Origin of the sequence: Mesorhizobium sp. M0306, from assembly GCF_040321655.1 — a bacterium.
Lineage (GTDB): Bacteria > Pseudomonadota > Alphaproteobacteria > Rhizobiales > Rhizobiaceae > Mesorhizobium.
In genome coordinates this window covers 1-19086 of the sequence record NZ_JAMYRY010000006.1, presented here as the reverse complement: position 1 = coordinate 19086, position 19086 = coordinate 1, and the positions used below count along the sequence as shown (strand labels likewise).

The following is a 19086-nucleotide window of genomic DNA, read 5'->3' as shown; positions in this document are numbered from 1 at the left end:
ATGGCGAAGGGGGTCATCCTTCTCGCGGCGGGCGGAACGGGCGGACATCTGTTCCCGGCCGAGGCGCTGGCACATGAGCTGACCAGGCGCGGCTGGACGGTGCATCTTGCGACGGACGACCGTGCCGAGCGCTTTGCCGGGCAGTTCCCGGCGGCCGCCATCCATCCGATCCAGTCGGCGACGATGGGCTCGAAGAATCCTTTTGCCATGCTCGCCGCGTTTTGGAAAATCTGGCGCGGGGTTAGGCAGGCATCGGCCGTCATCGCCAGCATCAAGCCCGCCATCGTGGTCGGCTTCGGCGGCTATCCGACACTGCCGCCGCTTTACGCGGCGACCCGGCGCAAGGTGCCGACGCTGATCCACGAGCAGAATGCGGTGATGGGCCGCGCCAACCGGGCGCTCGCCGGCCGCGTCGACGCCGTTGCCGGCGGGTTCCTGCCGGAAGACATCAGTGCCACTGGCGCCAAGACGGTGACCACCGGCAATCCGGTCAGGCCGCAAGTATTGGAAGCGGCAAATACACCCTATGCTGCATCGGCCGGCGAAGAGCCGTTCCGGTTTCTGGTGTTTGGCGGCAGCCAGGGCGCGCAGTTCTTTTCCGATGCGGTGCCGGCGGCGATCGCCCGGTTTTCCGATGCACAGCGTAGGCGACTGGCGATCACGCAGCAGGCTCGCGCCGACGATGTGACGCGGGTGAAAGCCGCCTATGCTGCGCTTGGCATCGAGGCCGAGGTGTCGCCCTTCTTCACCGACATGGCGGCGCGGCTCGCGGCGGCGCATCTGGTGATGTCGCGCTCCGGCGCGTCGACCGTATCGGAAATCGCGGTGATCGGCAGGCCGGCGCTGCTGGTGCCTTATCCGCACGCGCTCGACCACGACCAGGCGGCGAATGCGGCCGCCCTTGCCGCAGCGGGTGGCGCCGAGGTGTATCCGCAATCCACGCTTTCGGCGGAGCGGATCGCTGCGCTTGTCGGCGGGCTGATGGATGATCCAGGCAGGGCGGCGACAATGGCTGCGGCGGCGAAATCGTCCGGTAAACCGGACGCAGCGCGGTTGCTCGCCGATCTGACAGAGGCTATTGCGTCCAGGAAATCCGTTTCGGAATTCAGGAAGGAGACGCGCGCATGAAGATGCCACAGACGATCGGCCTCGTGCATTTCATCGGCATTGGCGGCATCGGCATGAGCGGCATCGCCGAGGTGCTGCACAATCTCGGCTACAAGGTGCAGGGATCCGATCAGGCCGACAGCGCCAATGTGCAGCGGCTGCGCGACAAGGGCATCGAATGCTTCGTCGGCCATCACGCCGAGAATATCGGCGATGCCGAAGTGGTTGTCGTCTCGACGGCGATCAAGAAATCCAATCCGGAGCTGAAGGCCGCGCGCGAGAAACTGCTCCCCATCGTCCGGCGCGCCGAAATGCTGGCCGAGCTGATGCGCTTCCGGCAGGCGGTCGCGATCGGCGGCACGCATGGCAAGACGACGACGACTTCGATGGTGGCGACGCTACTCGATGCCGGCGGGCTCGACCCGACGGTGATCAATGGCGGCATCATCAATGCCTATGGCACCAATGCCCGCATGGGCGACGGCGAATGGATGGTGGTCGAGGCCGACGAGAGCGACGGCACCTTCCTCAAGCTGCCGGCCGAGATTGCCGTCGTCACCAATATCGACCCCGAGCATCTCGACCATTACGGCTCCTTCGACAAAGTGCGCGAGGCGTTTCGCCAGTTCGTCGAGAATGTGCCGTTCTACGGCTTTGGCGTGATGTGCACCGATCATCCCGAGGTGCAGGCGCTGGTCGGCCGCATCGAGGACCGGCGCGTCATCACCTATGGCGAAAATGCGCAGGCCGACGTGCGCTTCACCAATCACCGCATGGACGGCCCGACCTCGGAATTCGACGTGGTGATCCGCGACCGCAAGACGCACGGCCAGATAACGATATCAGGTCTGCGGCTGCCCATGCCCGGGCGCCACAATGTCTCCAATGCGACGGCGGCGATTGCCGTCGCGCATGAGCTCGGCCTTTCGGCTGAGGCAATCAAGAAGGGTCTGTCGTCCTTCGCGGGCGTCAAGCGGCGCTTCACCCATACCGGTTCGTGGAACGGTGTCGATGTGTTCGACGATTACGGTCATCATCCGGTCGAGATCACGGCGGTACTGAAGGCTGCGCGCAGCGCTACCAAGGGCCGCATCATCGCCGTTACCCAACCGCATCGCTTCACCCGGCTGCGCGATCTGTTCGACGAGTTTTCCGTCTGCTTCAACGACGCCGATACGGTAATGGTGGCGCCCGTCTATGCGGCCGGCGAGGAACCGATCGACGGCGTTACGTCCGACGCACTGGTGTCGCGCATCCGCTCCGGCGGCCATCGCGACGCACGCTACATCGAGGGTCCGGCGGCGATTGCGCCGATCGTGCGCGAGGTGGCGAAGCCGGGCGATTTCGTCGTTTTCCTCGGCGCCGGCAACATCACCCAATGGGCCTATGCGCTGCCCAAGGAACTCGGCGGGACCATCTCATGATGCGCGGCCAGGCGTTGATCGAGAAGCTTGGCGACCGGCTTGCCGGACTGCGCGGCCGCATCACGCCCAATGCCGAGATGGACAAGATCACCTGGTTTCGAGCCGGCGGGCTCGCGGACGCATTGTTCCAGCCGGCCGACGAGGACGATCTTGCCGCGTTCCTGAAGGCGGTGCCGGAGGAAATTCCGCTGACCATCGTCGGCGTCGGCTCGAACCTGCTTGTCCGTGACGGCGGCATTGCGGGCTTTGTCATCCGGCTTTCGGCCAAGGGCTTTGGCGAGACCGAAGTGATTGCGCCGACCACGATCAAGGCGGGCGCCGCGACACCCGACAAGCGCCTTGCGACCGTCGCCTATGATGCGGGCATCGGTGGCTTTCATTTCTACCACGGCATTCCCGGCGCCATCGGCGGAGCGCTGAGGATGAACGCCGGCGCCAATGGCGTCGAGACGCGCGAGCGTGTGGTCGAGGTGCGGGCGCTCGATCGCAAGGGCAATGTTCATACGCTGAGCAATGCCGACATGGGCTATGCCTATCGCCATTCCGCAGCGCCGTCCGGGCTGATTTTCACATCGGCGCTGCTCGAAGGCGTTCTCGAGGACAAGGCGGCGATCAAGGCTGCGATGGATGCTGTCCAGAACCATCGCGAGACCGTGCAGCCGATCCGCGAAAAGACGGGTGGCTCGACCTTCAAGAATCCCGAGGGCACCTCGGCCTGGAAGGAAATCGACAAGGCCGGCTGCCGCGGCCTGATGGTCGGTGGGGCGCAGATGTCGCCGATGCATTGCAACTTCATGATCAACACCGGAACGGCCACAGGCTACGAGCTTGAATATCTCGGTGAGACGGTGCGTGCGCGTGTGCTCGAAAGATCGGGCATCCGGCTGCAGTGGGAGATCAAGCGCATCGGCAATTTTCGGCCGGGCCATGCCGTCCAGGAATTTCTCGGGCAGTTGCTTTAGGCAAGCCGACCGCCGTTGCCTTTCGGACTCATGAATTCACATTTTGCTGCCGTTTTTGCGGAAAGTGAATCCATCGGAATCGTAAGCACTTGCCAGCGAATCAACTCTCTGATTCTCTGCCCTGAAGCGTTTCCTGATTTGAGTCGTTTCGACGCGTTACTCGCGTTTCCGTCTGGGGGGCAACCTGCCGGGAGGCTCGGACTCAATGTTGCGGAAACACGGGAGCGAAGTTGCTCGGGCGCATTTGAGTGCGTGCGATGCTTTTCGGGGCATGCACGATGGTGCAGGCCTGCTGTGAGAGGAAATGACGGGGAATGACAAGCAAGCACGTGGCCGTCCTTCTGGGTGGATTCTCGTCCGAGCGGCCCGTGTCCCTGTCGTCGGGCAAAGCTTGCGCCGATGCGCTCGAGGGAGAGGGCTACCAAGTGACCCGCGTCGACGTCTCGCGCGACATCGGCTCGGTGCTCAGCGCGCTCAAGCCTGACGTGGTCTTCAACGCGCTGCACGGCCCCTTCGGCGAGGATGGCACCATCCAGGGGATCCTTGAATACCTAGCAATTCCCTATACCCATTCCGGTGTGCTTGCCTCGGCGCTCGCGATGAACAAGGAACAGGCCAAGAAGGTCGCTAAGGCGGCCGGCATTCCGGTGGCGGAATCGAAGGTGGCCAATCGCTTCGCCATCCAGAACAAGCACCCGATGAAGCCGCCCTATGTCGTCAAGCCGGTCAACGAAGGGTCGAGCTTCGGTGTCGTCATCGTGCATGAAGGCCAGTCGCATCCGCCGCAGATCATCGGCTCGTCCGAGTGGAGATACGGCGATACGGTCATGGTCGAGCGTTATGTGCACGGGCGGGAATTGACCTGCGCGGTGATGGGCGATGTGGCGCTCGGTGTCTGCGAGATCATCCCGACCGGCCATTCCTTCTACGACTATGATTCAAAATACGTCGCGGGAGGATCAAAACACGAATGCCCGGCAAAACTTTCACCGAATATTTACCAAAAAATACAGACACTGACGCTCAAGGCTCACCAAGCTATCGGCTGTCGGGGCGTTTCCCGGTCGGACTTCCGTTATGACGATCGTCACTCCGAAAACGGCGAAATTGTCTGGCTCGAGGTCAACACCCAGCCGGGCATGACGCCGACGTCTTTGGTGCCGGAAATCGCCGCGCAAGCGGGACACTCGTTCGGCGATTTGTTGAGTTGGATGGTGGAGGACGCTTCGTGTCTGCGTTGAAGTGGGGACAGGGCAAGGGGAAGGGCGCGGCCGGGCCGGCGCTGTTCGGCATGCCGTTGTCGTTCGACCATTTCGTGCTGCCGCGCCTGCTCCGCCGGCCGGTGCGCGTGCTGGCGCGCCTCGGCGAAGGCGACTTCGAAGCGCCGCCCTATTGCGCTGCCATGCTGTCGGCAGCATTGCTTATTTCGAGCAGTGCCTATGCCGCCTATCTCGGCGGACATGCCGACGCCATCGTCCAGAGTGTCACCGCCCGCACCGGCTTTGCCGTCGACCAGGTCAAGGTCGTCGGCAACCGCGAAACGTCCGAGATCGATATTCTCGACAGGCTGGAACTCGACGGCTGGACCTCGCTGATCGGCTTCGATGCCGAAGCCGCACGCGAACGCATCACCACGCTGCCCTGGGTCGAAGCCGCGGCAGTGCGCAAGGTCTACCCGCATACGCTGGAAGTGCGCGTCGAGGAACGCGAGCCGTTCGCGCTGTGGCAGCAAGGCAGCGCGCTTTCGGTCATCGAGAAATCCGGCACCGTCATTGCGCCGTTCTCCGGCGGCAAGCAGATATTGCTGCCGCTGATCATTGGCACCGGCGCACCGGCCAAAGCGCCGGATTTCCTAGCCAAGATCAAGAATTATCCGGAGCTCGCCGCGCGGATCAAGGGCTATATCCGCATCGGCGAACGGCGCTGGGATCTCAAGCTTGAAAACGGCATCACGATCAAGCTTCCCGAAGACGGTGAGGATCAGGCGATTGCCGACCTGGTCAGGATGGACCACGAGAACGGGCTTTTGACGCGCGACATCGCCGCCGTCGACATGCGCCTGTCCGATCGTCTGGTCGTCCAGTTGACGCCGGAAGCGGCGACACAGCGCCAAGCCGCGCTCGACGAAAAGCCCAAGATGCTGAAGCGCAAGCCGGAGACGAAGATATGAGCTGGCTTGGCGGCAATAGCGATGCCTCGTCGCGCCGGTCCGGCATCCTGACGGTGCTGGATGTCGGCTCCAGTAAGGTCTGCTGCGTGGTGGCCAAGCTCAAGCCGCGCGACGATGGCAAGCTGCTGCGCGGACGCTCGCATCGCATTCAGGTGATCGGCATCGGCCACCAGAAATCGCAAGGCGTGAAATCGGGCGTCGTCATCGATCTCGACCGTGCCGAGCACGCCATCCGTCTTGCCGTCGACGCCGCCGAACGCATGGCGGGACTGACGGTCGATTCGCTGATCGTCAACATGACTGCCGGCCGGCTGAAGAGCGAGGCTTTTTCGGCCACCATCAATCTCGGCGGCCATGAGGCCGACGAGGCCGACATCAAGCGCGTGCTTGCCGCCGGCGCCAAGCAGGCGCTGCGGGCCGAGCGCGAGGTGATCCATTCGCTTCCCGTTGCCTTTTCGCTGGATGCCGAGCGCGGTGTGCGCGATCCGCGCGGCATGGTTGGCGACCAGCTTGGCGTCGACATGCACGTGCTGACAGGCGACGCGGCGCCCTTGCGCAATCTGGAGCTCTGCATCAACCGCTCGCATCTGTCGGTCGAGCGCATGGTGGCGACGCCCTATGCCAGCGGGCTAGCCGCCCTGGTCGACGACGAGCTCGAAATGGGCGCGGCCTGCATCGACATGGGCGGCGGCACGACGACGATCTCGGTGTTTTCGGAAGGCAAGTTCGTCCATGGCGACGCCATCGCGATCGGCGGTAACCACGTCACGCTGGATATGGCCAAAGGCCTGTCGACCTCGCTCGATGCCGCCGAAAGGCTGAAAGTGATGCACGGCTCGGCGCTGCCTGGCAGTGCCGACGACCGCGACCTGGTCTCCATCCATCCGATCGGCGAGGACGGCGAGGTGCCGTTGCAGATCCCGCGCTCGGTGATGACGCGCATCATCCGCGCCCGCATCGACGAGACGCTGGAATTGCTGCGCGACCGGCTGAACAAATCCGGCTACGGCAACGCCGTCGGCAAGCATGTGGTGCTGACCGGCGGCGCCAGCCAGCTTGCTGGCCTGCCCGAAGCAGCACGCCGCATTCTCGGCCGCAATGTGCGCATCGGACGCCCACTTGGCGTGGCAGGCCTGCCCGAGGCGGCCAAGGGGCCGGCTTTCTCGACGCCCGTCGGGCTTCTGATCTACCCGCAGATGGCGAGCTTCGAGAGCCGCCCGGCGAAGGGAATTTCCGGTCTTCGGATGACCGGAACAGGCGGAAAACTGCATCGAATGAGTCAGTGGTTGAGAGACAGTTTTTAATTTGACGGGGACAGCCCCATAGGCGGCCGCGGCGGCGAAGCGGCGGGAAAGGCAAAGGACGAAGACAATGACCATCAATCTGCAGAAGCCGGACATCACCGAGCTCAAGCCGCGCATCACCGTGTTCGGTGTCGGCGGCGGCGGCGGCAATGCCGTCAACAACATGATCACCGCCGGCTTGCGCGGCGTCGAGTTCGTGGTGGCCAACACCGACGCGCAGGCACTGACGATGTCGAAGGCCGAGCGGCTGATCCAGCTCGGTGCGCATGTCACCGAGGGTCTCGGCGCCGGATCGCAGCCTGAAGTCGGGCGCGCGGCGGCGGAGGAATGCATCGACGAGATCATCGATCATCTCTCCAACACGCATATGTGCTTCGTCACTGCCGGTATGGGCGGCGGCACCGGCACCGGGGCGGCCCCCGTCGTCGCGCGCGCTGCCCGCGAAAAGGGCATCCTCACCGTCGGCGTCGTCACCAAGCCGTTCCACTTCGAAGGCCAGCGCCGCATGAAGACGGCCGACATGGGTATCGAGGAACTGCAGAAATGCGTCGATACCTTGATCGTCATTCCCAACCAGAACCTATTCCGGCTGGCCAATGACAAGACCACCTTCGCCGATGCCTTCGCCATGGCCGACCAGGTGCTCTATTCGGGCGTTGCCTGCATCACCGACCTGATGGTCAAGGAAGGGCTGATCAATCTCGACTTCGCCGACGTCCGCTCGGTCATGCGCGAAATGGGCAAGGCGATGATGGGAACCGGCGAGGCTTCGGGCGAGGGCCGCGCAATGGCCGCGGCGGAAGCCGCCATCGCCAACCCGCTGCTCGACGAGACCTCGATGAAGGGCGCCAAGGGCCTGCTGATCTCGATCACCGGCGGCCGCGACCTGACCCTGTTCGAAGTCGATGAGGCGGCAACGCGCATTCGCGAAGAGGTCGACCAGGACGCCAACATCATTCTGGGCGCCACCTTCGACGAGGAACTCGAGGGCGTTATCCGCGTGTCGGTGGTCGCCACCGGCATCGATAAATCGGCGGCCGAAATCGCTGCCGCGCCGATCGCCATCCGCACGGCTCCGCCGAAGCCGGTCAGCCGCCCGGCGGCTCAGGTCACGGAAATGCGGCCGGCGGCTGCCCAGCAACCGATCTATGAACCACGTGCTGCCGATCCGGTCGCCGAGGCCATTCAGCTCGCCGAGGCAAATGCGGTAGCGATGGCGCAGGCCCGCCCGGCACCGGTAGCCCATGCGGAAGACTTCCGCCCGCAGAGCAAGATCTTCCAGGCGCCTCAGGCTCAGCCGCAGCCGACGATGCAGCCAGCGGTTCAGCAAGTGATGCAGCCCGCTCCGCATCGTGAAATGCCGCAGCCGGTTGCCGCAGCACCCCAGCGCATGCCGCGGGTCGAGGATTTCCCACCGCAGGTGAAGGCCGAAGTGGAAGCCAAGGCCCGCCCGGCCGACCACGAGAACAGCGGCCCGATGGGCTTGCTCAAGCGCCTGACCAACGGCTTGACCCGCCGCGAAGAGGAGCCTGCACGGCTGCAGCCGGCGCAGCCGCGCGAACCGAAACTGCGCCAGGCGCCGGCGGAAGTGCGCCGCCTAGCCAGCCAGGATCCGCAACTTTACGCGCCGCGCCGCGGCCAGCTGGACGAGCAGGGCCGACTGACGCCGCAGGGCCGGGCTGTCCAGGAAGACGATCAGTTGGAGATTCCCGCCTTCCTGCGCCGACAGGCCAATTGATCTGTTGACGGTTCGTAACATTTGTTAACAGGCGAGCAGGAAACTGTTCGCCTGTTAACATTAAAAGTGATTTTAAAACAAAGACTTATGAGGCATTCCCGCTCCGGACCGCGGTTACAAAGAGTAAGAAACCGTGATTTGGAGTCTCCCTACGGGACCATTATCTTCGCCACCGACCAAAGTCGGTTTGCTGGGAGTCTTGGGGAAGTGGCCCTGCCTGCCGATCAATCAAGAGCCGCGCCCTCAGGGCGGATGAAGCGGACCTAGGCAGTGTGGGCTATGGGGATTGTTTTGCACGACTATCAGACGACACTTAAATCGCGTGCGACGCTGACCGGCATCGGCGTTCACAGCGGCACCCCGGTCACCGTCCATTTCCTGCCGGCAGATGCCGATACGGGTGTCGTCTTCCAGCTTTCGAATGCAAGCGGAAGCCACGAATTTCGCGCGCTCGTCTCCGAGGTCGGTGCCACCGACCTCTGCACCATGCTTGGCGATCCGCAAGGCGAGCACATTGCTACGGTCGAGCATCTGATGGCGACGCTTTTCGGCCTTGGGATCGACAATCTCGTCATCGAAATCGACGGCCATGAGGTGCCTATCCTCGACGGCAGCGCAGTGATGTTCGTCGAGGCCATTGACCAAGCAGGCATCGAAACGCTGCCGGTCAAGCGTCGCTACATCAGGGTGGTCAAGCCGGTTCGCATCGAGAACGGCGCCTGCTGGGCGGAGTTCAGGCCCTATGACGGCACGCGCTTCGAGATCGAGATCGATTTCGAAAGCCCGGCGATCGGGCGCCAGCTTTTTGCATCCGACATGAATGCCGACATTTTCCGCCGCGACGTCGCGCGGGCTCGCACTTTCGGTTTCATGAAGGACGTCGAGCGGCTATGGGCGGCCGGCTATGCGCTCGGCTCCTCTTTGGAAAACTCCCTGGTGATCGGCGACGACAACCGTGTGATCAACATGGGAGGCGTGCGCTATCCCAACGAGTTCGCGCGCCACAAGACGATGGATGCGATGGGCGACCTGGCGCTCGCCGGTGCCCGGTTCATCGGCCGCTTCCGCTCCTACCGCGGTGGCCACAGGCTGAACGCCGCGGCGTTGCGCCGCCTCTTGTCCGACCGTTCGGCTTTCGAGATCGTTGAGACGACGCGCCGCGAGCGCGGGCGTACTGCCGAGATGAGCGCCGTCAATGCGCCCGTCTTTGCGCCCTGGATGATCTGATTCTTAAGGTCTTACGGCTCCTGTTGCGGTCAAGCTGTGTTGCATGGATGCATCACCGGCCGGCCAAATTACGCAGCTTTCCAGGTGGCGCCAAACCGCCATAAAAATGTGCGATTGGCCGGGGATAGCGTTGCCGGGCAAGGCAATTATGGTTTATGGCTGCTGCCGTCGACTGAAATGACGCCGAAAGGGCGGAATCCAAACATGTTTTTCAAGCGAGTTGGTCAATCGAAGGCGCTGCGGCGGGCTGTTTTCCTGGCGCTTTCGGTGGTCGTTCCATCGCTGTTTCTGTCGGCCTGCATGTCGTCCGAGAAGGACGTCGATCTGTCGACCTATGTCGATCAGACCGAGCCGGCCGACGTGCTCTACAATCAGGGTCTCGCCAATCTGAATGCCGGGCGACTGCAGGAGGCAAGCCGCAAATTCGATGCCGTCGACCGCCAGCATCCATATTCCGAATTCGCCCGCAAATCGATGGTGATGGGTGCCTTTGCCGACTATCGTCAGGGCAACTACGACGAGGCGATCGGTTCGGCCAAGCGCTACCTGACGCTCTACCCGTCGACCGACGATGCAGCCTATGCCCAGTATATTATCGGGCTGAGCTACTACCGACAGATCAAGGACGTCACCCAGGACCAGAAGGAAGCGCGTCTTACCGCGCAGACGATGCAGGACCTGGTAACGCGCTGGCCGACTTCCGAATATGCCGACGATGCCAAGGAGAAGATCCGCTTCGCCAACGATCAGCTCGCCGGCAAGGAGATGCAGATCGGCCGCTATTATCTTGAGCGCCGCGAATATATCGCAGCCGTCAAACGGTTCCGCAACGTCGTGGAGAACTACTCCAACACACGCCATGTCGAGGAGGCGCTGGCGCGTCTTACCGAGAGCTACTATGCGATGGGGCTGACGTCGGAAGCGCAGACCGCTGCGGCCGTGCTCGGCACCAACTATCCCGACAGCCAGTGGTACAAGGACTCCTACAAGCTCCTGCAGAGTGGTGGGCTCGAGCCGCGCGAGAATGCCGGATCGTGGATCTCCAAGGCCGGGAAGCTGATCACCGGCGCCTGAGCGGCGCGTCACCATGCTCTCCAGGCTGTCGATCCGCGATATCGTTCTGATCGAGAAGCTGGACATCGACTTCTCGTCCGGCCTTTCGGTGCTGACCGGCGAAACCGGCGCCGGAAAGTCCATCCTGCTCGACGCCTTGTCGCTGGCGCTTGGCGCCCGCGGCGACGCCTCGCTGGTGCGGCATGGCGCGGCGCAAGGCCAGATCATCGCTGTCTTCGACGTGCCGCGCAACCACCCGGCCCGTATGCTGCTCGCCGAGAACGCCATCGAGGACGACGGCGACATCATCCTGCGCCGCGTCCAGACGGCGGACGGCCGCACGCGCGTGTTCGTCAACGACCAGCCGTCCAGCGTGACGCTGATGCGCGACGTCGGCCATGCGCTGGTCGAGATCCACGGCCAGCACGACGAGCGCGCTTTGGTCGATCCCGGCGCGCATCGCGAGTTGCTCGACAGTTTCGGCGGTCATCTGGGTGCCGCGCGGGCAACAGGCGAGGCGTGGCGGCACTGGCGTACCTGCGAGCAAGAATTTTCACGGCACCGGGCCAAAGTCGAGGCAGCTGCCCGCGAGGCCGATTATCTGCGTGCAGCGGTTGCCGAATTGACCAGGCTCGATCCGCAACCGGGCGAAGAGACCGAGCTGGCCGAACTGCGCGCCGCGATGATGCGGGCGGAAAAGATCGCCTCGGAAATCCACGACGCCCAGGATGTACTCTCGGGTCCGTCCTCGCCCTTGCCGCAACTGGCCAGCCTGCTCAGGCGGCTGCAGCGCAAGGTGACCGACGCGCCCGGCCTGCTCGAGGATGTCGTCAAATCGCTCGACGAGGCAATGCTGTCGCTCGACGCGGCGCAGTCGGGCGTGGAAGCAGCGCTGCGCGCCACCGAATATGATCCGCAGCGGCTGGAGAAGGCTGAGGAGCGGCTGTTTTCGCTGCGTGCCGCCTCGCGCAAGCACAGCGTCGCCGTCGATGACCTGGCGCAATTGCGTGACACCATGGCTGCCGACCTTGCCGATCTCGACGCCGGCGAGGAGCGCCTGCATGCGCTGGAGAAACAGGCTGCAGCGGCAAGCCAGGCCTATGACATTACGGCGGCCCAGCTGTCGTCGCTTCGCCATGCGGCGTCCGTCGGGCTGACCAAGGCGGTAATGGCCGAACTGCCGGCGCTGAAGCTCGAACGGGCCGAGTTCATCGTCGAGATCGCAAGCGATGCCGAGAGCCGCATGGAAGAAGGCATCGACCAGGTCGAGTTCTGGGTGCGCACCAATCCCGGCACCAGGCCCGGCCCGATGATGAAGGTCGCTTCCGGCGGCGAGCTTTCGCGATTCCTGCTGGCGTTGAAGGTAGCACTCGCTGACCGGGGCTCGGCGCCGACCTTGGTCTTTGACGAAATCGACACCGGCGTCGGCGGCGCGGTTGCCGACGCTATCGGCCAGCGGCTGGCGCGGCTGGCAAAACGCGTGCAGGTGCTTTCGGTCACGCATGCACCGCAAGTGGCGGCGCGCGCTGCGACGCATTTCCTGATCTCCAAATCGGGCGGGGCCGACCGGGTCTCGACCGGCATCGCCGAGATGGACCGGGCGGCGCGGCAGGAAGAGATCGCACGCATGCTCGCCGGCGCCACCATCACCGACGAGGCGCGCGCAGCGGCCGAGCGGCTGCTGCGGGAGAACACCGCGGCAGCCTAGAGCGGTTCATCGTTTCACGGAAACGCCGAACCGCTCTACCACTTTGTTTGCGCAATTCCAGACGGAAAGCCGTTTCACACTTTTCCTGGAATTGCTCTAGAAGAGTTCGTTTCCGGCGCTCGCGACCGGAGCCAGGGTATGGCTCCATCCTGCTGTTCAGGAATGATTTTCCGTGTCTGGTCTCTCCCTCATGAGAGAATCCTGTTCTATTGTGTCGCGCCACCGTGGAGGGAGCAGTGCATGGACGAAAAACCAGTCGATTCGCTCAGCGAAAGCGAGGCGGCAAGCGAGTTGAAGCGGTTGGCGCAGGAGATCGCCGAGCACGACCGGCGCTACCATGGCGAGGACGCGCCGATAATCACGGATGCGGAATATGATGCGCTGACGCGGCGCAACCTCGCCATCGAACAGCGCTTTCCTGCTTTGGTGCGCGAGGATTCGCCCTCACGCAGGGTCGGCGCGCCGCCGGCGGAAGGCTTTGCCAAGGTGCGTCATGCGGTGCCGATGCTCAGCCTCGCCAAGGCCTATACCGACCAGGATGTCGCCGATTTCATCGTACGTGGCCGGCGGTTCTTTGATCGCGACAAGGATCTGGACATCGCCTTCACAGCTGAGCCGAAGATCGACGGGCTGTCGGCTTCGCTGCGTTATGAAGGTGGTGTGTTCGTGCAGGGAGCAACGCGCGGCGACGGCGCCGTTGGCGAGGACATCACCGCCAATCTGAGGACCATCGCCGACATTCCCAAGACCTTGAAGGGATCGGGCTGGCCCGAGGTCATCGAAATACGCGGTGAGGTCTACATGACCTACGCGGAATTCGAGGCGTTGAAGCAACGCTCGGCGGCGATCGGCGGCCAGGATTACGTCAATCCGCGCAATACGGCCGCCGGGTCGCTCCGTCAGAAAGACCCGTCCGTTACCGCCAGCCGCAACCTCAAGTTCTTTGCCTACGCCTGGGGCTTTACCACAAAGGATCCGGCTCCTACCCAGTACGATTCCGTGCAGAAATTCGCGGAGTGGGGATTCAAGGTCAGCCCGCTGATGGTCCGGGCAAGATCGGTCGAGGAACTGGTCGCGCATTATCACCTAATCGAGACCCAGCGCTCATCGCTTGGCTACGACATCGACGGCGTCGTCTACAAGGTCGACCAGTTGGAATTGCAGCGCAGATGGGGTTTCGTCACTGGCGAACCGCGCTGGGCCGTGGCCCACAAATTTCCAGCCGAACAGGCGATGACGACCGTGCTCAGGATCGACATTCAGGTGGGCCGTACCGGCACGCTGGCGCCCGTTGCCCGGCTTGCGCCCGTTACGGTCGGCGGCGTGGTGGTCGAGAACGTCACGCTCCACAATGAGGACTACATCAAGGGCTTGGACAGCAACGGCCAGCCGATCCGCGACGGCATCGATGTGCGCATCGGCGACACGGTGGTCATCCAGCGGGCAGGGGACGTCATTCCGCAGATCGTCAGCGTCGTAGCCGATAAGCGTCCGCCAGATGCCGTGCCCTACGAATTCCCGCACAAATGTCCGATCTGCGGCTCACCCGCAACGCGCGAAATCAACGAGAAGACCGGCAAGGAAGATTCCCGCCGACGTTGCACCGGCGAACTGATCTGCCCTGCACAGGCCGTCGAAGGATTGCGCCACTTTGTGTCGCGCGGCGCACTGGATATCGAAGGCCTGGGCGCGGAAAACATAGACCTGTTCTTCAATGCCGGGTTGATCAGGACAGCCGCCGATATCTTCACTCTCAGGGACCGCCGTCCCGCCGTCACCAAGGCGCTGGCGGAGCGGCGGGAAGAGCAGGCCAGGCAGCGTGAGGCCGCATCGGGCAAGACGCGCAAGAATGTACGCAGTGTCGAGGAACGCAACTACGACGGCCTCGACAAGCTCTTCGCTGCCATCGACGCTCGCCGCGAACCGGAACTCGATCGCTTCATCTTTGCGCTGGGCATCCGCCATATCGGCGAAACGACGGCCGCTGTGCTGGCCCGAACCTTCTCGACGATCGAGGAGTTGATCCGCATTGGCAAGGAGACAGCAGCGGCAGCCGATCCACACACCGTTTTTCCTTCCATCAACGGCATCGGCGACACGGTGATAGGCGCGCTTCGCGATTTCTTCGGCAATGAACGCAACGACGCCGTGCTTGAAGCGCTGCTTACACAGGTCCACCCGAAGCCGTACATCGTGAACGTCTCAGCCGATAGTGCGGTTGCCGGCAAGACGATCGTGTTTACAGGCACGCTGGAAAAGATGACGCGGCCCGAGGCCAAGGCGATGGCCGAACGTCTCGGCGCGAAGGTCGCCGGCTCGGTCTCTGCGAAGACCGATCTCCTGGTGGCAGGGCCAGGCGCCGGTTCCAAGCTGAAGGACGCGACCAAATTCGGCATCGAGGTGATCGACGAGGACACCTGGCTGCAGCGGATCGGCAAGGGCGGGTGATGGCGGCTGCGTTCAACGGTTTTGGGCAAAAGGCCATTCCCTTCCTCAAGGCGCTCGATTTTCATCAGAGCCGGGAGTGGTTTTTGGAAAACCGCGATCTTTTCGAGCGGGACCTACGTGATCCCTTCGGCGATCTGGTCGAGACGCTCTCCGAGCGCTTCACGGCCGCGGGGCTCGGTTTGCGCGGCGACCGCAAGAAGTCGCTGTTCCGGATTAACCGCGACGTGCGTTTTGCCAAGGACAAACGGCCCTACAACCGGCATTTGTCGGCGATCCTTTCGCCCGACGGCACCAAGATGGAACAGGGCGTGTTCTACGTCCATATCGGGCTCGAGCGCTGCTTTGCCGCCATTGCCTGGTGGCAGCCCGGACCGGAGCTATTGCTGGCGCTGCGCAACGCAATCGCGAAGCGGCCCGCTGAATTCCGCAGCCTCGTCGCGGCGCTGAAGAAGAATGGTCTCGAGTTCGACCCGGACGGCTGCATGAAGCGCACACCGCGCGGCTTCGAGCATATCGCCGAGCCCGATCTCGCTGCCGCGATCCGCAACCGGCATTTTGCCGTCCGGCACGCAATCGAGCCGGCGGATATCTACGGAGCTGGATTGGTCGACGAACTCATCGACTTCGTCATGCGGGCAAAACCGCTGCTCGACTGGGGCAGGGCGATCGAAGGCAAAGCTTCGCCGCGCTAGGCACGGAAGCGAGCTTGCTGCGACGCTTCAGCTATCATTTCCGCTGATCGTTTGCCTCAAGCGAATTGGTGTGACAAGCCGGACCGCCCTCCCTACATACGGCCCTTCCCAAGGAGCGATCGATGTCGGCGGAAGCAATCTCCGAAAACAGTGCGAAAAGCGATTTCTGGGACGGCGTGCGGCTCAGCATGCCCGTCGTGGTGGCGTCAGCGCCGTTTGCATTGCTGTTTGGGGCGCTCGCAGTCGACAACGGGTTTTCCGTGCTCGAAGCGTTTCTGATGAGCGCAACGGTCTTCGGCGGTGCCAGCCAGATGGTCGGCATCGAGCTGTTCGGCCAGCATGTCGCACCGTGGCTGATCGTGCTGTCGATCTTCGCAGTGAATTTTCGTCATGTACTCTATTCGGCCGGTATCGGCCGGCGTATCGCGCATTGGCCGCTGATGCAGCAGGCGATAGGCTATTTTGTGCTGACCGATCCGCAGTTTGCGGTGGCCGAGCGCAAGGCGGAGGCCGGCGAGACCGTCGGGTTTACCTGGTATATGGGGCTTGGGCTGCCGGTCTATGTGTTCTGGGTCATCGAAAGCGCGCTCGGCGCGATGTTCGGCAAGCTTATTCCCGACACCCACGCGCTGGGCATCGACTTCCTGCTGCCGATCTATTTTCTTGGCCTGGTCATGAGCTTCCGCAAGCGGCCGTTGTGGCTGCCGGTGGTCGTCGCCAGTGCTACCGCCTCCATCATTGCCTATAAAACGGTCGGCTCGCCCTGGCATGTCTCCATCGGCGCGCTGGCCGGCGTGCTGCTCGCCGTCATCCTGCCGCCCCGCCACAGTGGCGTGGACGCACGGCCATGAGCACGACCTTGTGGATCATTATCGCCGCTTCGATCGCGACCTATCTGACCCGCATCGGCGGTCATCTGGTGATCTCACGCTTCGACCATATCCATCCGCGCGTCGAAGCCGGGCTGAACGCCGTGCCGGCGGCGGTGCTGACCACGCTGGTGGCGCCGGCGGCGCTCAGCGCCGGACCGGCGGAATGGGCAGCCTTGATCGTTGCCGGCCTGGTCTCGCTGCGCGGCGGCCTGATGGCGATGTTCCTGGCGGGTGCGGCCGTGCTGATCGTCGCGCGGCAGCTCGTCGGGTAGTGGGCCATGCGACTAGAGACGCCGCGCTTCGGCCTTTGAAATCAGGCAATTCATGACATGCGGTGCGTAGTCTATTGGATGAAAGGTGGATCTCGATCGATCGATGTCCAAGGAAACTCCGCACTGCCAAGAAGACTGCTGGTGATATGAGCGCTGGAATGCGACGTAGTTGACTGCGGTGCACCGAACCACATTACAGGAGTAGGCTGAGCAACTAAGCATTGTCTCCGCCACGGACGGGAGGAAACGATGATAACAACGAACCTAATCTTCGCGTGTGATGAGTCAGGCGCTAAGGGCTATGCAGACCAGACAGAATCTTATCCCGGCGAAGTGGGTGTGTTCGCTGGTATCTTGGTGCCGCCGGAAGTTGAGTCAAGGACGTCTCTTGAATTCCAAGCAGTCGTCGATAAGCACAGACCGTCAACTGGAAAGCTGCACATAGCTGATCTACCTCCAGCCCAGCAGGAGGCACTCAGACAGGATGTGTACACGGCTATTCGGTCGGCCAACTTGCCCTGTTTCTGGTACGCGATTCATGTGAATGGACTGAACGACTGGTATCTCACCCAAAAGAAGTTGGCGGAGAACAACAGGCAGCCAGTATTGGCGGCCCAGCAGCAGCCTCCGCGAATAAAACGAAATAGCCCTCGTGATAACCCAGCCTCGATGCATGAAGTATTGTTTGAAGGCCTTTATGCGCACCTTGTAGCCTTTCTGGAGGAACGAAATCAGAAGGAGGTCTCCATCGAGGTGCGGACAGATCAGATCGACAGTCCAATTGTGAAAAACTTCGAGGTCGCCGCCAAGCGGCTACTAAGCGATGACCCGCTGCTGAAAGTAGTTAAAGGATTTGACACAGTCACCAAGCAGGTCGTTGAGGGCGCTATTGAGATTGGCATCACCCTTCCGCCCAGCATGCAGATCGAAGCCGTGGTGAGGAAGCTTACGATCAATGCGGTGACCGACGGTGACGGCTACGTCCTCGCTGCTGATGTCCTTGCGAACAGCCTCAACCATCTGTTTAAGCAACGGGACAAGGGCGAGCTCTACGAACCTTTGAACCAACCGTCAGCCATCATGAAGCATCCGCTCGCGTATCACCTCGCAGCATTCTACGATTGGGGCATTGGTGACCTCGTCGGAGACCGGCTGTTCAGTCACCCCAAAGGTCGAGGTCCGCGATAGCCCGAGGCCCGTAATGGGTAGCGTCGTGCGGCAGCAGGCGGTGGCCTTTTCCAGCCAGGCCAGCGTCTCGCCATCGAGCATCGGTCCGATCTCGGCAAGCGCCCGCGCGTGGTATTCGTCGAGCCAATGCAACTCATCACGGGTCAATAGGACGTAAGCGCTATTTTCGCTGCACGTTGACGCGAGCGCTTTCGACGGATGGCCTTCGAATCGGGAACGGTATCTGGTCTGATCAGGCTGCTGTTGCTTTGGCGAAGTTGAAGGGCAGCAGATCCTCGATGGCTGCGTTCTCGGGGCGCTGAGGTAGTTCAGTGAGGACGTGGCGCAGCCACGCTAACGGCTCGACGCCACAGGCGCGGCAGGTCAACATCAGGCTGTAGATGACGGCGCTGGCCCTGGCTCCGTCGACGGTATCGCTGAACAGCCAACTTTTCCGGCCAGTGGCAAAGATTCTGATGTCACGCTCGAGAAGATTGTTGTCGATCGGCATGCTGCCGTCCTCGGTGTAACGAGTCAGATATCCCCATTGGTTCAGGGTGTAGGAGACGGCGTCGCCGAGCTTGCTGTCCGGCAAGACTTTTGGGGCGATGTCGTCGAGCCATGCCTTGAGAGCATGGAGGATCGGGACACTATGTTGCTGGCGGAAGTGGCGAATGCAGTGATCTCGCGTTTCGCCGTCATCGGGGATTTCGTTCCGCGCCTGCCTTTCAACCCGATAGAGCTGTTCAAAGAACCGGAGCGCCTGTTCCGGCGGGCCGCCGCCTTTCTTCCTCGCCTTTAGGGCATCGACGAAGCGCCGCCTGGAATGGGCCATGCAGCCAAGATGCGTTGCCCCTTCCAGCGTGCGCCAGGCGGAATAACCGTCACTCATCACGATGCCGCGGTAATCGCCCAAGAAGGTCTGCGGGTGTATCTGGCCGC

16 protein-coding genes and 1 pseudogene are annotated in these 19086 nt (G+C 62.7%); 15 read left to right on the top strand and 2 right to left on the bottom strand.

All coding sequences use genetic code 11. The features are described from left to right. The 15 genes from murG (at nt 1) to NKI95_RS11475 (ending at nt 18165) form a co-directional block, all read left to right on the top strand. Nucleotides 1-1128, top strand: a complete 1128-nt coding sequence (gene murG / locus NKI95_RS11545; protein WP_352716810.1) for an undecaprenyldiphospho-muramoylpentapeptide beta-N-acetylglucosaminyltransferase — start codon at nt 1-3, stop codon at nt 1126-1128. Next, nucleotides 1125-2531 carry a UDP-N-acetylmuramate--L-alanine ligase gene (gene murC, locus NKI95_RS11540; protein WP_352716808.1) on the top strand — a complete coding sequence of 469 codons (1407 nt, stop codon included), beginning with the start codon at nt 1125-1127 and terminating at the stop codon, nt 2529-2531. Before murG ends, murC begins: the two co-directional genes overlap by 4 nt. Continuing rightward, nucleotides 2528-3493, top strand: coding sequence for a UDP-N-acetylmuramate dehydrogenase (gene murB / locus NKI95_RS11535; RefSeq protein ID WP_352716806.1), 966 nt, complete (start codon nt 2528-2530; stop codon nt 3491-3493). Before murC ends, murB begins: the two co-directional genes overlap by 4 nt. Nucleotides 3494-3807: 314 nt before the next feature. Continuing rightward, nucleotides 3808-4734 carry a D-alanine--D-alanine ligase gene (locus tag NKI95_RS11530; protein ID WP_292664390.1) on the top strand — a complete coding sequence of 309 codons (927 nt, stop codon included), beginning with the start codon at nt 3808-3810 and terminating at the stop codon, nt 4732-4734. Further along, complete coding sequence (locus tag NKI95_RS11525) at nt 4722-5663, top strand: cell division protein FtsQ/DivIB (RefSeq protein ID WP_352716805.1); 942 nt, start codon at nt 4722-4724, stop codon at nt 5661-5663. Before NKI95_RS11530 ends, NKI95_RS11525 begins: the two co-directional genes overlap by 13 nt. Further along, nucleotides 5660-6967 carry a cell division protein FtsA gene (gene ftsA, locus NKI95_RS11520; protein WP_352716804.1) on the top strand — a complete coding sequence of 436 codons (1308 nt, stop codon included), beginning with the start codon at nt 5660-5662 and terminating at the stop codon, nt 6965-6967. The genes NKI95_RS11525 and ftsA overlap by 4 nt, the downstream gene beginning before the upstream one ends. A 67-nt stretch (nt 6968-7034) precedes the next feature. After that, nucleotides 7035-8705: a cell division protein FtsZ gene (gene ftsZ / locus NKI95_RS11515; RefSeq protein ID WP_352716802.1), complete on the top strand. Its 1671-nt coding sequence runs from the start codon at nt 7035-7037 to the stop codon at nt 8703-8705. Nucleotides 8706-8984: 279 nt separating this feature from the next. After that, entirely contained in the window at nt 8985-9932 is a 948-nt protein-coding gene (gene lpxC, locus NKI95_RS11510) for a UDP-3-O-acyl-N-acetylglucosamine deacetylase (protein WP_352716800.1), read from the top strand. A 204-nt stretch (nt 9933-10136) separates the two neighbouring features. Continuing rightward, nucleotides 10137-11006, top strand: coding sequence for an outer membrane protein assembly factor BamD (locus NKI95_RS11505; protein ID WP_352465137.1), 870 nt, complete (start codon nt 10137-10139; stop codon nt 11004-11006). 13 nt (nt 11007-11019) lie between these two features. Next, the gene (gene recN, locus NKI95_RS11500; protein ID WP_352716798.1) at nt 11020-12693 is read left to right on the top strand and encodes a DNA repair protein RecN; all 1674 of its coding nucleotides are present in this window, start codon (nt 11020-11022) and stop codon (nt 12691-12693) included. A 240-nt stretch (nt 12694-12933) separates the two neighbouring features. Next, nucleotides 12934-15141 (top strand): NAD-dependent DNA ligase LigA, encoded by a 2208-nt coding sequence (gene ligA, locus NKI95_RS11495; protein WP_352716796.1) that lies wholly within the window; start codon nt 12934-12936, stop codon nt 15139-15141. Beyond that, nucleotides 15141-15833 carry a DUF2461 domain-containing protein gene (locus tag NKI95_RS11490; protein ID WP_352716794.1) on the top strand — a complete coding sequence of 231 codons (693 nt, stop codon included), beginning with the start codon at nt 15141-15143 and terminating at the stop codon, nt 15831-15833. The genes ligA and NKI95_RS11490 overlap by 1 nt, the downstream gene beginning before the upstream one ends. A 122-nt stretch (nt 15834-15955) precedes the next feature. Then, nucleotides 15956-16684, top strand: coding sequence for an AzlC family ABC transporter permease (locus tag NKI95_RS11485; RefSeq protein ID WP_352716793.1), 729 nt, complete (start codon nt 15956-15958; stop codon nt 16682-16684). Beyond that, a complete protein-coding gene (locus tag NKI95_RS11480; RefSeq protein WP_352716791.1) occupies nt 16681-16977 on the top strand; it encodes an AzlD family protein in 297 nt (98 codons plus the stop codon). The genes NKI95_RS11485 and NKI95_RS11480 overlap by 4 nt, the downstream gene beginning before the upstream one ends. A 249-nt stretch (nt 16978-17226) precedes the next feature. Then, nucleotides 17227-18165, top strand: coding sequence for a hypothetical protein (locus NKI95_RS11475; protein WP_352716790.1), 939 nt, complete (start codon nt 17227-17229; stop codon nt 18163-18165). Here NKI95_RS11475 and NKI95_RS11470 read toward each other — a convergent pair. Both NKI95_RS11470 and tnpC read right to left on the bottom strand, forming a co-directional pair. Continuing rightward, nucleotides 18134-18315 (bottom strand): annotated as a pseudogene (locus tag NKI95_RS11470) (M24 family metallopeptidase C-terminal domain-containing protein); the annotation flags it as partial. The gene NKI95_RS11475 and the pseudogene NKI95_RS11470 sit on opposite strands and share 32 nt — an antisense overlap. An 82-nt stretch (nt 18316-18397) precedes the next feature. Then, nucleotides 18398-19086 (bottom strand): IS66 family transposase (gene tnpC / locus NKI95_RS11465; protein ID WP_352716788.1); only part of this gene is annotated, 689 nt, incomplete at its 5' end.

Excerpts from the sequence above, each read along its gene's own strand:
- ligA (WP_352716796.1), top strand. The coding sequence starts at position 12,934 with ATGGACGAAAAACCAGTCGATTCGCTCAGCGAAAGCGAGGCGGCAAGC.
- ftsA (WP_352716804.1), top strand. The coding sequence starts at position 5,660 with ATGAGCTGGCTTGGCGGCAATAGCGATGCCTCGTCGCGCCGGTCCGGC.
- murB (WP_352716806.1), top strand. The coding sequence starts at position 2,528 with ATGATGCGCGGCCAGGCGTTGATCGAGAAGCTTGGCGACCGGCTTGCC.
- NKI95_RS11480 (WP_352716791.1), top strand. The coding sequence starts at position 16,681 with ATGAGCACGACCTTGTGGATCATTATCGCCGCTTCGATCGCGACCTAT.
- NKI95_RS11490 (WP_352716794.1), top strand. The coding sequence starts at position 15,141 with ATGGCGGCTGCGTTCAACGGTTTTGGGCAAAAGGCCATTCCCTTCCTC.
- ftsZ (WP_352716802.1), top strand. The coding sequence starts at position 7,035 with ATGACCATCAATCTGCAGAAGCCGGACATCACCGAGCTCAAGCCGCGC.
- murG (WP_352716810.1), top strand. The coding sequence starts at position 1 with ATGGCGAAGGGGGTCATCCTTCTCGCGGCGGGCGGAACGGGCGGACAT.
- NKI95_RS11475 (WP_352716790.1), top strand. The coding sequence starts at position 17,227 with ATGATAACAACGAACCTAATCTTCGCGTGTGATGAGTCAGGCGCTAAG.
- lpxC (WP_352716800.1), top strand. The coding sequence starts at position 8,985 with ATGGGGATTGTTTTGCACGACTATCAGACGACACTTAAATCGCGTGCG.
- NKI95_RS11530 (WP_292664390.1), top strand. The coding sequence starts at position 3,808 with ATGACAAGCAAGCACGTGGCCGTCCTTCTGGGTGGATTCTCGTCCGAG.
- murC (WP_352716808.1), top strand. The coding sequence starts at position 1,125 with ATGAAGATGCCACAGACGATCGGCCTCGTGCATTTCATCGGCATTGGC.
- recN (WP_352716798.1), top strand. The coding sequence starts at position 11,020 with ATGCTCTCCAGGCTGTCGATCCGCGATATCGTTCTGATCGAGAAGCTG.
- NKI95_RS11505 (WP_352465137.1), top strand. The coding sequence starts at position 10,137 with ATGTTTTTCAAGCGAGTTGGTCAATCGAAGGCGCTGCGGCGGGCTGTT.
- NKI95_RS11485 (WP_352716793.1), top strand. The coding sequence starts at position 15,956 with ATGTCGGCGGAAGCAATCTCCGAAAACAGTGCGAAAAGCGATTTCTGG.